10 protein-coding genes are annotated in these 12,291 nt (G+C 56.3%); 7 read left to right on the forward strand and 3 right to left on the reverse strand.

Going from position 1 to position 12,291, the window contains the following annotated elements; all coding sequences use genetic code 11:
* Positions 1–114 precede the first annotated feature (114 nt).
* Positions 115–657, forward strand: a complete 543-nt coding sequence (gene zapC / locus BMF08_RS13410; RefSeq protein WP_072568057.1) for a cell division protein ZapC — start codon at positions 115–117, stop codon at positions 655–657.
* Here the strand turns inward: zapC and BMF08_RS13415 are convergent.
* The gene (locus BMF08_RS13415) at positions 654–1,763 is read right to left on the reverse strand and encodes a YcbX family protein (RefSeq protein WP_072568058.1); all 1,110 of its coding nucleotides are present in this window, start codon (positions 1,761–1,763) and stop codon (positions 654–656) included. The two genes, zapC and BMF08_RS13415, sit on opposite strands and share 4 nt — an antisense overlap.
* A 100-nt stretch (positions 1,764–1,863) precedes the next feature.
* Here BMF08_RS13415 and rlmKL point away from each other — a divergent pair, with 100 nt between their 5' ends.
* The 6 genes from rlmKL to rmf all read left to right on the forward strand — a co-directional run bounded on the left by rlmKL (position 1,864) and on the right by rmf (position 9,799).
* The gene (gene rlmKL / locus BMF08_RS13420; protein ID WP_072568059.1) at positions 1,864–3,981 is read left to right on the forward strand and encodes a bifunctional 23S rRNA (guanine(2069)-N(7))-methyltransferase RlmK/23S rRNA (guanine(2445)-N(2))-methyltransferase RlmL; all 2,118 of its coding nucleotides are present in this window, start codon (positions 1,864–1,866) and stop codon (positions 3,979–3,981) included.
* An 11-nt stretch (positions 3,982–3,992) separates the two neighbouring features.
* Entirely contained in the window at positions 3,993–5,900 is a 1,908-nt protein-coding gene (locus BMF08_RS13425) for an ABC transporter ATP-binding protein (protein ID WP_072568060.1), read from the forward strand.
* A 14-nt stretch (positions 5,901–5,914) separates the two neighbouring features.
* On the forward strand, positions 5,915–7,168 hold the full coding sequence (gene pqiA / locus BMF08_RS13430; RefSeq protein WP_072568061.1) for a membrane integrity-associated transporter subunit PqiA: 1,254 nt from the start codon (positions 5,915–5,917) through the stop codon (positions 7,166–7,168).
* A 4-nt stretch (positions 7,169–7,172) separates the two neighbouring features.
* The gene (gene pqiB, locus BMF08_RS13435) at positions 7,173–8,810 is read left to right on the forward strand and encodes an intermembrane transport protein PqiB (RefSeq protein ID WP_072568062.1); all 1,638 of its coding nucleotides are present in this window, start codon (positions 7,173–7,175) and stop codon (positions 8,808–8,810) included.
* Complete coding sequence (gene pqiC / locus BMF08_RS13440) at positions 8,810–9,376, forward strand: membrane integrity-associated transporter subunit PqiC (protein ID WP_072568063.1); 567 nt, start codon at positions 8,810–8,812, stop codon at positions 9,374–9,376. Before pqiB ends, pqiC begins: the two co-directional genes overlap by 1 nt.
* Before the next feature lie 255 nt (positions 9,377–9,631).
* Positions 9,632–9,799: a ribosome modulation factor gene (rmf, locus tag BMF08_RS13445; RefSeq protein WP_072568064.1), complete on the forward strand. Its 168-nt coding sequence runs from the start codon at positions 9,632–9,634 to the stop codon at positions 9,797–9,799.
* Between the two features lie 56 nt (positions 9,800–9,855).
* Here rmf and fabA read toward each other — a convergent pair whose 3' ends face one another.
* Positions 9,856–10,374, reverse strand: coding sequence for a bifunctional 3-hydroxydecanoyl-ACP dehydratase/trans-2-decenoyl-ACP isomerase (fabA, locus tag BMF08_RS13450; RefSeq protein WP_072568065.1), 519 nt, complete (start codon positions 10,372–10,374; stop codon positions 9,856–9,858).
* Positions 10,375–10,443: 69 nt separating this feature from the next.
* Positions 10,444–12,204 carry an AAA family ATPase gene (locus BMF08_RS13455; RefSeq protein ID WP_072568066.1) on the reverse strand — a complete coding sequence of 587 codons (1,761 nt, stop codon included), beginning with the start codon at positions 12,202–12,204 and terminating at the stop codon, positions 10,444–10,446.
* Positions 12,205–12,291: the final 87 nt, after the last annotated feature.

Raw genomic sequence — 12,291 nt, forward strand, 5'->3', positions numbered from 1 at the left:
TATATTCCGTCGTTGTTGCTTATTTAAACATTGTGGTCTTTTATTATTTACACAATAAGCGAAGCGGCAAAATGGATAAAAAAGCAACAGGACGCTTGCGGACGGGAGAGGAAGATGCGAATTAAACCTGACGATAACTGGCGCTGGTATTTTGATGAAGAGCACGATCGTATGATGCTCGATCTGGCCAATGGCATGTTATTTCGGTCCCGTTTTCCCCGTCGCATGTTAACCCCCGATGCTTTCGCGCCGACCGGTTTTTGCGTGGAAGATGCCGCGCTCTATTTCTCTTTCGAAGAAAAATGCCGCTATCTGGATTTAAGCCGTGAACAGCAGGCGGAGCTGGTGCTGAATGCGCTGGTGGCCATCCGTTTTCTGAAACCGCAAATGCCGAAAAGCTGGCACTTCTTAGCGCATAACGACCGTTGGACGCCGCTGCAGGGCGAAGCCGCCAGCGTCTGGCTGAGCGACACCGCAGAGCAGGTGAATCTGCTGGTGGTCGAACCGGGCGATAACGCCGCGCTCTGTCTGCTGGCGCAGCCGGGTGTAGTGATTGCCGGGCGTACCATGCAGCTTGGCGATGCCATCAAAGTGATGAATGACCGGCTGAAGCCGCAGCCGATTGCCGCCAGCTTCAGCCTCGAACAGGCGGTTTAAGGTTCCAGTTTCAGCGCCGTTCTGGGGATGCAGCTACAGCTCAGAATGGTGCCATCGTCACCGATCGCCGACTGTTTCAGCGCACTGACTTCCCCCTCGACTAAGCGTATCCGGCAGCAGCCGCAGATCCCCGCCCGGCAGGAGTAGGGTACGCGGATCCCCTGACTTTCCAGTTGTTCCAGTAATACCTGTTGATTATTACCGGTAAATTGCTGTCCGTGAAAATCAATGCTGACGCCTGAGGGATCCGCTTTATCGACGTTAAGCGTTTCAGCAACGTTTCCTGCACCATAGATTTTTCCTGGCGCGCGGGCCAGCACCGTGACTTCATCGCCGACGCGGATCACGCCGCTGTTGCGGGCGATCAGGTTCTGGCCGAAATCCACATCGCCATTGTCCTGGGCTGTGCGGAATCCCTGTAAAGTGGTAAGCGGTTCTCCGGACGGGTGCTTTTGCCCGCGCTCCGGGCTGACGGTGGTGAATACGCAACGGCTACAGGGTTTAACCACATCGAAAATCACCTCGCCGATGCGCACCACTTTCCAGCCGTCTTCTTCCCAGGCGGCGGCGCCGCTGACCACCAGGTTGGGCCGGAACTGCTCTATTTGTACGCTGGCGGGGCAGCGCTGCTGGAGATCCCGTAGCGAGGCCTCGTTGACCAGCAGATAGGGAAAGCCATCGGCAAAGGAGAGCGGCACGCTTTCAAAGCGTTTTACCCTTCGCGTTGGCTGCGGGCCGACCCAGCGCAGTTGCACCTCGCGGGCGAAAAAACCGCTCAGCCACAGGTTAATGGCCGCAGGCGCTATAAAGGCCGTAAAATGGTTGCCCCAGACTTCAGTGGGTTCTGGCTGCGGGTCAAAATCCGCAAAGCGCACCAGCGCGCTGCTGCCATCGGGCGCGGTGAGGTGCAGCCCATCGGGTAGCAGGGCGGGCGTGAAGCGTACCATCGCGGGAAACTGACGGGCGGTGATGAAAGTGCCGTCGGGTTCAGTGAGCATAAATATACGATCGAACGCCAGGCCGCTGCTGTCCGCCAGCGCATGGGTAAGACCGGTGCCGCGCATCGATTTAACCGGATGAATAAAAAGCCGCGATAAGGTTGCCACGCCATCCTCTTCTGAATCTGGAAATAAGCGCTCAACTTTATGACATAGCGTTGAGATTAGCTATAATGCGCAACAATTTTCTAAGTGAATAAGTGACGATATGATTTCTCTGTTTGCCAGTACGGCCCGCGGGCTGGAAGAGCTGTTAAAAACTGAACTGGAAAACCTGGGCGGGCAAAACGTCCAGGTGGTTCAGGGTGGTGTCCATTTTGAGGGGGACACCCGGCTTGTCTACCAGAGCCTGATGTGGAGTCGTCTGGCTTCGCGCATCATGATGCCGATGAGCGAGTGCAAGGTGTACAGCGACCTTGATCTCTATCTCGGGGTGCAGGCGATAGACTGGACGGAGATTTTCAGCCCCGGCGCGACCTTTGCCGTGCACTTCAGCGGCCTGAACGACACCATCCGTAACAGCCAGTACGGCGCGCTCAAGGTGAAAGACGCCATCGTCGACAGCTTCACGCGCAAAAATCTGGAACGCCCGAACGTCGATCGTGAAAAGCCCGATCTGCGTATCAATGTCTGGCTGAATAAAGATACTGCGCATATCGCGCTGGATCTGAGTGGCGAAGGTCTGCACCAGCGCGGCTACCGTGACGGCACCGGCCTTGCGCCCATTAAAGAAAGCCTTGCGGCCGCTATTGTGATGCGATCTGGCTGGCAGCCGGGTACGCCGTTGCTCGATCCGATGTGCGGTTCCGGTACGCTTTTGATCGAAGCGGCGATGTACGCCACCGACCGTGCCCCTGGCCTGCATCGCGGGCACTGGGGATTCGGCGGCTGGGCGCAGCACGACGACGCCATCTGGAAAGAAGTGAAAGCCGAAGCCCAGGTACGCGCCCGTAAAGGCCTGGCGGATTACGGTTCGCGTTTCTATGGTTCCGACAACGACAGCCGCGTGATTGAACGCGCCCGCAGCAACGCCCGTCGCGCCGGTGTGGCTGATCTGATCGCGTTTGAGGTAAAAGACGTCGCCAAACTCACCAACCCGCTGCCGGAAGGCCCGACCGGAACCATCCTCAGCAACCCGCCTTATGGCGAACGTCTGGACAGCGAACCGGCGCTGATCGCGTTGCACAGTATGCTGGGGCGCATTATCAAAAGTCAGTTCGGCGGCTGGAATTTATCCCTGTTCAGCGCTTCGCCGGATCTGCTCAACTGTCTGCAACTGCGCGCCGATCGCCAGTTTAAAGCCAAAAACGGCCCGCTGGACTGCGTGCAGAAAAACTATGCTATTGCCGTGACCAGCGCCGATGCGCAGGGCGGCGGCAGCGCGTCGATAGCGGAAGATTACGCTAACCGCCTGCGTAAGAACGTCAAGAAACTGGAAAAATGGGCGCGTCAGGAAGGCATTGAATGCTATCGCCTGTATGACGCCGATTTACCGGAGTACAACGTGGCGGTGGATCGCTACGGCGATTCCGTGGTGGTGCAGGAGTACGCGCCGCCGAAAACCGTGGATCCGCAGAAAGCCCGTCAGCGCCTGTTCGATATTATTTCCGCCACTATCGCGGTGCTCGGTATCGCCCCGAACAAGCTGGTGCTGAAAACCCGTGAGCGGCAGAAAGGCAAAAACCAGTATCAGAAGATGAACGAGAAAGGGGACTTCATGCAGGTAAGCGAATATAACGCGCGCCTGTGGGTCAACCTGACCGATTATCTGGATACCGGCCTGTTCCTCGATCACCGTATCGCCCGTCGTATGCTGGGCCAGATGAGCAAGGGTAAAGACTTCCTTAACCTCTTTGCCTATACCGGCAGCGCCAGCGTGCATGCGGGGCTGGGCGGCGCGAAATCCACCACGACGGTGGATATGTCCCGCACCTATCTGGAGTGGGCCGAGCGCAACCTGCGTCTGAATAATCTCAGCGGCCGCGCGCACCGTCTGATCCAGGCCGACTGTCTGGCCTGGCTGCGCGATACCGATGAACAGTTTGATCTGATCTTTATCGATCCCCCCACATTCTCTAACTCGAAAAGAATGGAAGATGCCTTTGACGTGCAGCGGGATCACCTGCGCCTGATGAAAGATTTGAAACGTCTGCTGCGCAAAGGCGGCACCATTATGTTCTCGAACAACAAACGCGGTTTCCGTATGGATCACGACGGTCTGGCTGAGCTCGGACTGAAAGCACAAGAAATCACGCAAAAAACACAGTCGCAGGATTTCGCCCGTAACCGTCAGATCCACAATTGCTGGCTGATCACCTCAGCCTGAAGGAAGAATAAATGTCATTAATTAGTATGCACGGTGCCTGGCTGTCGTTCAGCGATGCGCCGCTTCTCGATAACACCGAACTGCACATCGAAGATAACGAGCGCGTGTGTCTGGTGGGACGTAACGGCGCGGGTAAATCGACGCTGATGAAAATCCTTAACCGTGAACTGGGTCTGGATGACGGGCGTATTGTTTACGAACAGGATCTGGTGGTGGCGCGCCTGCAACAGGATCCGCCCCGCAATGTAGCGGGCAGCGTGTACGATTTCGTGGCGGAAGGTATCTCGGAGCAGGCGGAATACCTGAAGGCCTATCATGAGATTTCCCATCTGGTGATGACCGATCCGAGCGAAAAAAATCTTAACGAGATGGCGCGCTTACAGGATCTGCTGGACCACCACGGCCTGTGGCAGCTTGAAAACCGTATCAATGAAGTGCTGGAGCAGATTGGTCTGGAAGCGGATATGGCGCTGGCCTCGCTGTCCGGCGGCTGGCTGCGTAAAGCGGCGCTGGGCCGTGCGCTGGTCAGCAACCCGCGCGTGCTGCTGCTCGACGAACCGACCAACCACCTCGACATCGAAACTATCGACTGGCTGGAAGGCTTCCTCAAGACCTTCAACGGCACCATCATCTTTATTTCCCACGACCGTTCGTTTATCCGCAATATGGCGACGCGCATTGTCGATCTGGATCGCGGTAAGCTGGTGACCTATCCGGGCAGCTACGATCAGTATTTGCTGGAGAAAGAAGAAGCGCTGCGCGTGGAAGAACTACAGAATGCGGAATTTGACCGCAAGCTGGCGCAGGAAGAAGTGTGGATCCGCCAGGGCATCAAAGCGCGTCGTACCCGTAATGAAGGACGTGTGCGCGCCCTGAAAGCGATGCGTCGCGAGCGCGGCGAACGCCGTGAAGTGATGGGCAGCGCGAAAATGCAGGTCGAAGAGGCCTCCCGCTCTGGCAAGATCGTCTTTGAGATGGAAAACGTCAACTACGGCGTGGACGGCAAAGTGCTGGTGCGGGATTTTTCCGCCCAGGTTCAGCGTGGCGACAAGATCGCGCTTATCGGGCCTAACGGCTGCGGTAAAACTACCTTGCTGAAGCTGATGCTCGGGCAGTTACAGGCTGACAGCGGCCGCGTGCACTGCGGCACCAAACTGGAAGTGGCCTATTTTGACCAGCACCGCGCGGAACTCGATCCGGACAGAACGGTGATGGATAACCTCTCCGAAGGCAAACAGGAAGTGCTGGTGAACGGGAAACCGCGCCATGTGCTTGGTTATCTGCAGGACTTCCTGTTCCATCCAAAACGCGCCATGACGCCGGTGCGCGCGCTGTCGGGCGGAGAGCGTAACCGCCTGCTGCTGGCGCGTCTGTTCCTCAAGCCCAGCAACCTGCTGATCCTTGATGAACCGACCAACGACCTGGATGTGGAAACCCTCGAACTGCTGGAAGAGTTAATCGATGGCTATCAGGGCACCGTCATGCTGGTGAGCCACGATCGTCAGTTCGTCGATAACACCGTGACGGAATGCTGGATCTTCGAAGGCGAAGGCCGCATCGGTCAGTATGTCGGCGGTTACCAGGACGCGCGCGGCCAGCAGGCGGCTTCGCTGGCGCATAAACAGTCAGCGTCGAAAAAAAGTGCCGAAACGGCGGCCCCTAAAGCAGAAACTGTTAAACGTGCCGGTAACAAACTAAGCTATAACCTGCAACGCGAACTTGAGCAGCTGCCGCAGCGTCTGGAAACGCTGGAAGCGGAACTGAGCGCGCTTCAGGCGCAGGTCGCTGACGGTGCATTCTTCAGCCAGCCTCATGACCATACGCAAAAAGTGCTGGCCGATATGGCGCAGGCTGAACAGGCGCTGGAAGAAGCTTTTGAGCGTTGGGAATACCTTGAGGCCCTTAAAAACGGCGCGTAATTCAGGATAAACGTATGTGCGATCACCACCATGCCACCCGGCACATTTTGTGTTCTCAGTGTGACTTGCTGGTGGCACTCCCCGCGCTGGAGGACGGTCATAAAGCGGACTGTCCTCGCTGCGGGCATACCCTGACCACAAAATGGGCCGAACCGCGTCAGCGTCCCAGCGCCTATTCGCTGGCGGCGCTCTTTATGCTGCTGCTGGCCAATCTCTTTCCCTTCGTCAATATGAAGGTCGCCGGTATCACCAGCGAGGTGACGCTGCTGGAAATTCCGCGCGTGATGTTTTCGGAAGATTACGCCAGCCTCGGCACCTTTTTCCTGCTGTTTGTGCAACTGGTACCGGCGTTTTGCCTGGTGACGATCCTGTTGCTGGTCAACCGCGTCACGCTGCCCTGGCGCGTACAGGCTTTTCTGGCGCGGATATTCTTTCAGCTAAAATCCTGGGGCATGGCGGAGATTTTCCTCGCCGGCGTGCTGGTGAGTTTTGTGAAGCTGATGGCCTACGGCGATATTGGCATCGGCAGCAGTTTTGTGCCCTGGTGCCTGTTCTGTCTGCTGCAACTGCGTGCCTTTCAGTGCGTCGACCGGCGCTGGCTGTGGGACGATCTCGCGCATATGCCGCCGGTGGATCAGCCGCTTAAAACGGGCGTCACTGGCCTTCGCCAGGGGCTGCGCTCCTGCCCGTGCTGCACCGCGATTTTGCCTGCGGATTTACGCCAGTGTCCGCGCTGTCACACCCGCGGTTATGTGCGACGCAAAAACAGTCTGCAATGGACAATGGCGCTGCTGATCACCTCTGTCCTGCTTTATCTGCCCGCCAATATTCTGCCAATCATGATCACCGATCTGCTGGGCGATAAAATGCCCTCCACCATTCTGGCGGGGGTCATTTTGCTGTGGGGGGAGGGATCCTATCCGGTGGCGCTGGTCATTTTTATCGCCAGTATTATGGTGCCGACGCTCAAAATGATCGCGCTTGGCTGGCTGTGCTGGGACGCAAAAGGGCACGGCAGGCGTGACGGCGAGCGCATGCACCTGATTTATGAAGTAGTGGAATTTGTCGGCCGCTGGTCGATGATTGACGTTTTTGTTATCGCTGTGCTGTCCGCGCTGGTGCGCATCGGCGGTCTTATGAACATATACCCCGCAACAGGCGCATTAATGTTTGCGCTGGTGGTCATCATGACAATGTTTGCGGCAATGACTTTCGATCCCCGTCTGTCCTGGGATCGTGAGCCAGAATCAAGCCATGAGGAGCAGTAAAAACATGGAGACGAAAAGTGGGGATGCGAAGGTGCAAAAGGTAAAAAGCTGGTCGCCGGTGTGGATCTTTCCCATCGTGACCGCGCTTATCGGCGCATGGATCCTGTTTTATCACTACAGCCATCAGGGGCCGGTGGTAACACTCATCACCAACAATGCCGAAGGCATCGAAGCGGGTAAAACCACCATCAAAAGCCGCAGTATTAACGTCGGCGTGGTGGAATCCGCCACCCTGGCGGATGACCTTAAGCGCGTGGAGATCAAGGCGCGGTTGAACGCGGATATGAGCAAACTGCTGCATGGCGACTCGGTATTCTGGGTGGTGAAACCCCAGGTTGGCCGGGAGGGGATCAGCGGGCTGGGCACGCTGTTATCCGGTGCTTATATTGAGTTACAGCCGGGCAGTAAAGGGACGCAGCCGGAAAGCTATAAATTGCTGGATTCGCCGCCGCTCGCGCCGCCGGATGCGAAGGGCATCCGCGTGCTGCTCGACAGTAAAAAAGCGGGGCAGCTGTCGCCGGGCGATCCGGTGCTGTTCCGCGGCTATCGCGTGGGCTCGGTTGAAACCAGCACTTTTGATTCGGAAAAGCGCACCATCAGCTATCAGCTGTTTATTAATGCGCCAAACGATCGTCTGGTTACCAGCAACGTCCGCTTCTGGAAAGACAGCGGTATTGCGGTGGATCTGACGTCCGCCGGGATGCGCGTTGAGATGGGATCGCTGACCACGCTGTTTGGCGGCGGTGTCAGCTTTGATGTGCCGGAAGGCATTGACCTGGGCACGCCTGTAGCGGAAAAGACCGCATTCACGCTGTTTGACGATCAGCGCAGTATCCAGGAATCGCTCTATACCGACCATATCGATTACCTGATGTTCTTCAAAGATTCCATCCGTGGCCTGCAGGCGGGCGCGCCGGTGGAATTCCGCGGAATTCGTCTGGGGACGGTAAGCAAGGTTCCGGCGATGATGCCGGGGATGGAACAGGCCCTGGACAACGATTACCGTATTCCGGTGCTGGTGCGTATTGAGCCGGAACGACTGGCCAGCCAGCTTGGCGAAATGCCGGACATGAAATCCCATATCAATGAACTGCTAAAAAGCGGCCTGCGCGGTTCGCTGAAAACCGGCAATCTGGTGACAGGCGCGCTCTATATCGATATGGATTTCTATCCGAAAGCGCCGCCGGTAACCGGGGTACGTCGCTATGGCGGCTATGAAATTATTCCTACCGTGAGCGGCGGGCTGGCGCAGATCCAGCAACGTCTGATGGATACCCTGGATAAGATCAACAATCTGCCGCTGAACCCGATGATTGAGCAGGCCACGAATTCGCTGAATGAAACCCAGCGCACCATGCGCCGCCTGCAAACCACGCTGGATAATCTCAATAAGATCACCGCCAGCCAGTCCGCGCAGCAACTGCCGGCGGATATGCAGAAAACCCTGCGCGAGCTGAACCGCAGTATGCAGGGCTTCCAGCCAGGATCGGCGGCGTACAACAAAATGGTGGCGGATATGCAGCGGCTGGATCAGGTACTGCGTGAACTGCAACCGGTACTGAAAACGCTGAACACCAAGAGCAATGCGCTGGTATTTGAAGCGAAGGATAAAAAAGATCCTGAGCCTAAGAGGGCAAAATAATGAAAAATGGAGTAGTCATCGCCGCGACGCTGCTGCTGGCGGCCTGTAGCAGCAACGTGGAAGAGACGAATTATTATCAGTTGCCGACGCCGCAACAGAATACCGTGCAGCGCCAGAGTGGTAGCGCCGACCGTCTGCTGTGGGTGGAGCAGGTTTCAGTGCCCGATTATCTGGCGGGTAATGGTGTGGTGTACCAGACCAGCGATGTAAAATACGCTATCGGCACGCAAAACCTGTGGGCCAGCCCGCTCGATCAGCAGCTGCGCACAACGCTGGTGTCCAACCTCAGTCAGCAATTACCTGGTTGGGTAGTGGCTTCAACGCCGCTTGGCAACGAGCAGGATACGCTGAACGTGACGGTGACAGGGTTTCACGGGCGCTATGATGGGCGGGTGATTGTCAGCGGCGAGTGGTTGCTCAACCATCAGGGGCAGCTGATAAAGCGACCATTCCATATCGAAATGACGCAGCAGCAGGATGGTTACGATGCAATGGTGAAAGTGCTGGGCGAGGCGTGGAGTCGTGAAGCGGGCGACATCGCGCGGGAACTTAACCGTCTGCCCTGATTGCTATTAATCCTAAAAAACCGCCGGTTTGCTCACGCACTGGCGGTTTTTTTTATGTCGGTTTTCCGGGCATTTACTTGTGCCGTCTCACACTTTTTGTACAAATGAAGTTCTGTGTATCTCACATTTATGACAATGGTATGAATTTTGTGCATTGACGATGCTGTTCATCCGCGTTACAAAAGAGACGTGATTGCGCATTTTGTAATCACTGTTTTCTTTTCCACCAGACTCAAAATATGAGGGAAACGAGGCATGAAGAGACAAAAACGAGATCGCCTGGAACGGGCACATCAACGTGGGTATCAGGCTGGTATTGCCGGACGCTCAAAAGAACTATGTCCTTACCAGACGCTGAATCAGAGGTCATACTGGCTTGGAGGCTGGCGAGAAGCCATGGAGGTCAGGACAGTAATCGCCTGATTCTGTCTCTTTAGTAAGAAACCTCCGCCTGGCGGAGGTTTCGCCTGTCAGGGCACTCAGAATGCAGACGTATCCTGGAACAGCCCAACTTTCAAATCGTTTGCCGTATAGATCACGCGACCATCGACCAGCACTTCGCCATCCGCCAGGCCCATAATCAGACGACGGTTAACCACACGCTTGAAGTGAATGCGGTAGGTGACTTTTTTCGCCGTCGGCAGAACCTGGCCGGTGAATTTCACTTCACCCACGCCCAGCGCACGGCCTTTGCCTTCGCCGCCGAGCCAGCCGAGATAGAAGCCAACCAGCTGCCACATGGCATCCAGACCCAGGCAGCCAGGCATCACCGGATCGCCAATGAAGTGGCAACCGAAGAACCACATGTCCGGATGGATATCCAGCTCGGCTTCAACATAGCCTTTATCAAAGTTACCACCGGTTTCCGTCATTTTGACGACACGGTCCATCATCAGCATGTTGGGAGCAGGTAACTGCGGGCCTTTTTCGCCAAACAGCTCACCACGACCAGAGGCAAGAAGGTCTTCTTTCGTATAGGATTCGCGTTTATCTACCATGTTTTGAGTAAGCCTTATTGTAAGTTTGGGACGCAGGATAGCTAACACGTGTACGCTGAACAAGTCCGATCAGTTCGGTACAAACCAGTTCAACCAGCGTAACGGCCACGGAAAGCGATGGCGTGCTTCCTGCTGCGAGGCCTGGGCGATGCGTTCCTGAATGGTCTGAATGAGGGTGGTTTGCCCTTCAGCATCCCAGGCCAGGTTTGTCAGTAAGGGTAGCGCATCTGTCACATCATCGATGGCCCAGATAAAGAATTGTCCGGCTTCCACGGCGTCGAGCAGCGTCTGCGGCAGACACAGATGACGTACGTTAGCAGAAGGAATGATGATCCCCTGCTTACCGGTCAGACCACGCTGCTGGCAGATACTGAAGAAACCTTCGATCTTTTCATTCAGGCCGCCTACCGGCTGCGCGCGTCCGAACTGATCCACCGAACCGGTGATCGCCAGATGCTGATTAACAGGCACGTCCGCCAGCGCGCTGATCAGGGCGCACAGTTCCGCCATCGAGGCGCTGTCGCCGTCCACTTCGCTATAGGACTGCTCGAAGGTCAGCGAGGCAGAGAAGGGGATCTGCTGATCCAGCTGAAGCTCGGCCATTAAGAAGGCCTGCATGATCATCATGCCTTTTGCATGAATATTTCCGCCCAGCTCCGCTTTGCGCTCGATGTCATTAAATTCCCCGTCACCGATATGCACTACGCAACTGATGCGCGACGGCTCGCCAAAGGCGCGCGGGTGCCCAGGGAATTCGACAACCGAAAGGGCGTTGATCTGACCGACGCGCTCACCTTCGGTTTCAATCAGAATTTGTTCCAGCAGGATCTCATCCTGAATGCGTTCAGGTAAGTATCCTTCACGCCATTCGCGCTGGCTGAGCATGGTCTGCAACTGTTGTGCATCAAACGAGGTCTCTGCGCCCAGCGCCGCGACTTCACGCAGCTGGCGCGCCAGCCACAGCGGGCACAGCGGCAGCGTTTCCTGATCGCCGGTGTAACGCACAGCTTCACGGATCAACACCGGCCATGCATCCTTCGCCGGAACGGGCAGATCGGCGCTGGCGGCCACGTGCAGCACCCACTGGCACCACTGCGCCATGGTTTCCGCATCCGTTATCTGAAGATTATCTTCGTACTCGCTGTAAATGGACTGGGCAGCCAGCTCCGGTTCCATCTCCTGGAATTCGGCCAGTGAATCCCTCTCGCCGACGAGGATCACCTTCAGCTGTAACGGCATTGACGGCACGCTGACCGGTAACGGACGCGACTCGTCAAAGGAGACCCAGTCGAAGCGCTGGCGGGTGATCATGGTTTTCAGGCGCATCCACAGCAGCGGCTGTGCCAGCAGCGTACGCAGGGAGATCACCAGCACGCCGCCGTTAGCCTGATGCACCAGGCCCGGTTGCAGGGCAATCTCATTATTAAACTGACGCAGGCAGCCAAAAAGCTGCTCTGCTTCTACCCAGTCGGCAATGACGACCGGGTTTTTGGAGACGAAGTCGGCCAGCGGATCCGTTGAGGCTTCAAAGGTAACGCTTCGACCAGCGATCTGGTATTGCCCACCAGTAAACGGCTGATCTTCCGGCAGTAATTGACCCACAGCATCAGCAATAATACCCAGATACTCCACTTCCTCCGGCGCTTTTGCCAGCAAAAAGCGTGACGATGCCAGCGGATGAAGCAGTTGCTCCAGCGCGTACTGTAAGCGGGGTTGCGTATCGCCGAGGGATAAATCCTCCTCAGACGGCGCACAAGATTGTGTAAATACCTCCTGATAACTGTCGGTATCAGGGACAAGGTCTTGCCAGGCGAGTTTAGTAATGGTCAAAGTTGAGGTTTTATCGTCAGAAGTAAAGGGCGGAATTATACCGTAAGCGGCAAAGCATCACACCAGTAATACGCGATTTCCTGACCG

Source organism: Enterobacter sp. SA187 (assembly GCF_001888805.2).
GTDB lineage: Bacteria > Pseudomonadota > Gammaproteobacteria > Enterobacterales > Enterobacteriaceae > Enterobacter_D.

What these genes read in the sequence shown, in the direction of transcription:
- zapC (WP_072568057.1), top strand. Translation starts at nt 115, where the DNA reads ATGCGAATTAAACCTGACGATAACTGGCGCTGGTATTTTGATGAAGAG.
- rlmKL (WP_072568059.1), top strand. Translation starts at nt 1,864, where the DNA reads ATGATTTCTCTGTTTGCCAGTACGGCCCGCGGGCTGGAAGAGCTGTTA.
- BMF08_RS13425 (WP_072568060.1), top strand. Translation starts at nt 3,993, where the DNA reads ATGTCATTAATTAGTATGCACGGTGCCTGGCTGTCGTTCAGCGATGCG.
- pqiA (WP_072568061.1), top strand. Translation starts at nt 5,915, where the DNA reads ATGTGCGATCACCACCATGCCACCCGGCACATTTTGTGTTCTCAGTGT.
- pqiB (WP_072568062.1), top strand. Translation starts at nt 7,173, where the DNA reads ATGGAGACGAAAAGTGGGGATGCGAAGGTGCAAAAGGTAAAAAGCTGG.
- pqiC (WP_072568063.1), top strand. Translation starts at nt 8,810, where the DNA reads ATGAAAAATGGAGTAGTCATCGCCGCGACGCTGCTGCTGGCGGCCTGT.
- rmf (WP_072568064.1), top strand. Translation starts at nt 9,632, where the DNA reads ATGAAGAGACAAAAACGAGATCGCCTGGAACGGGCACATCAACGTGGG.
- fabA (WP_072568065.1), bottom strand. Translation starts at nt 10,374, where the DNA reads ATGGTAGATAAACGCGAATCCTATACGAAAGAAGACCTTCTTGCCTCT.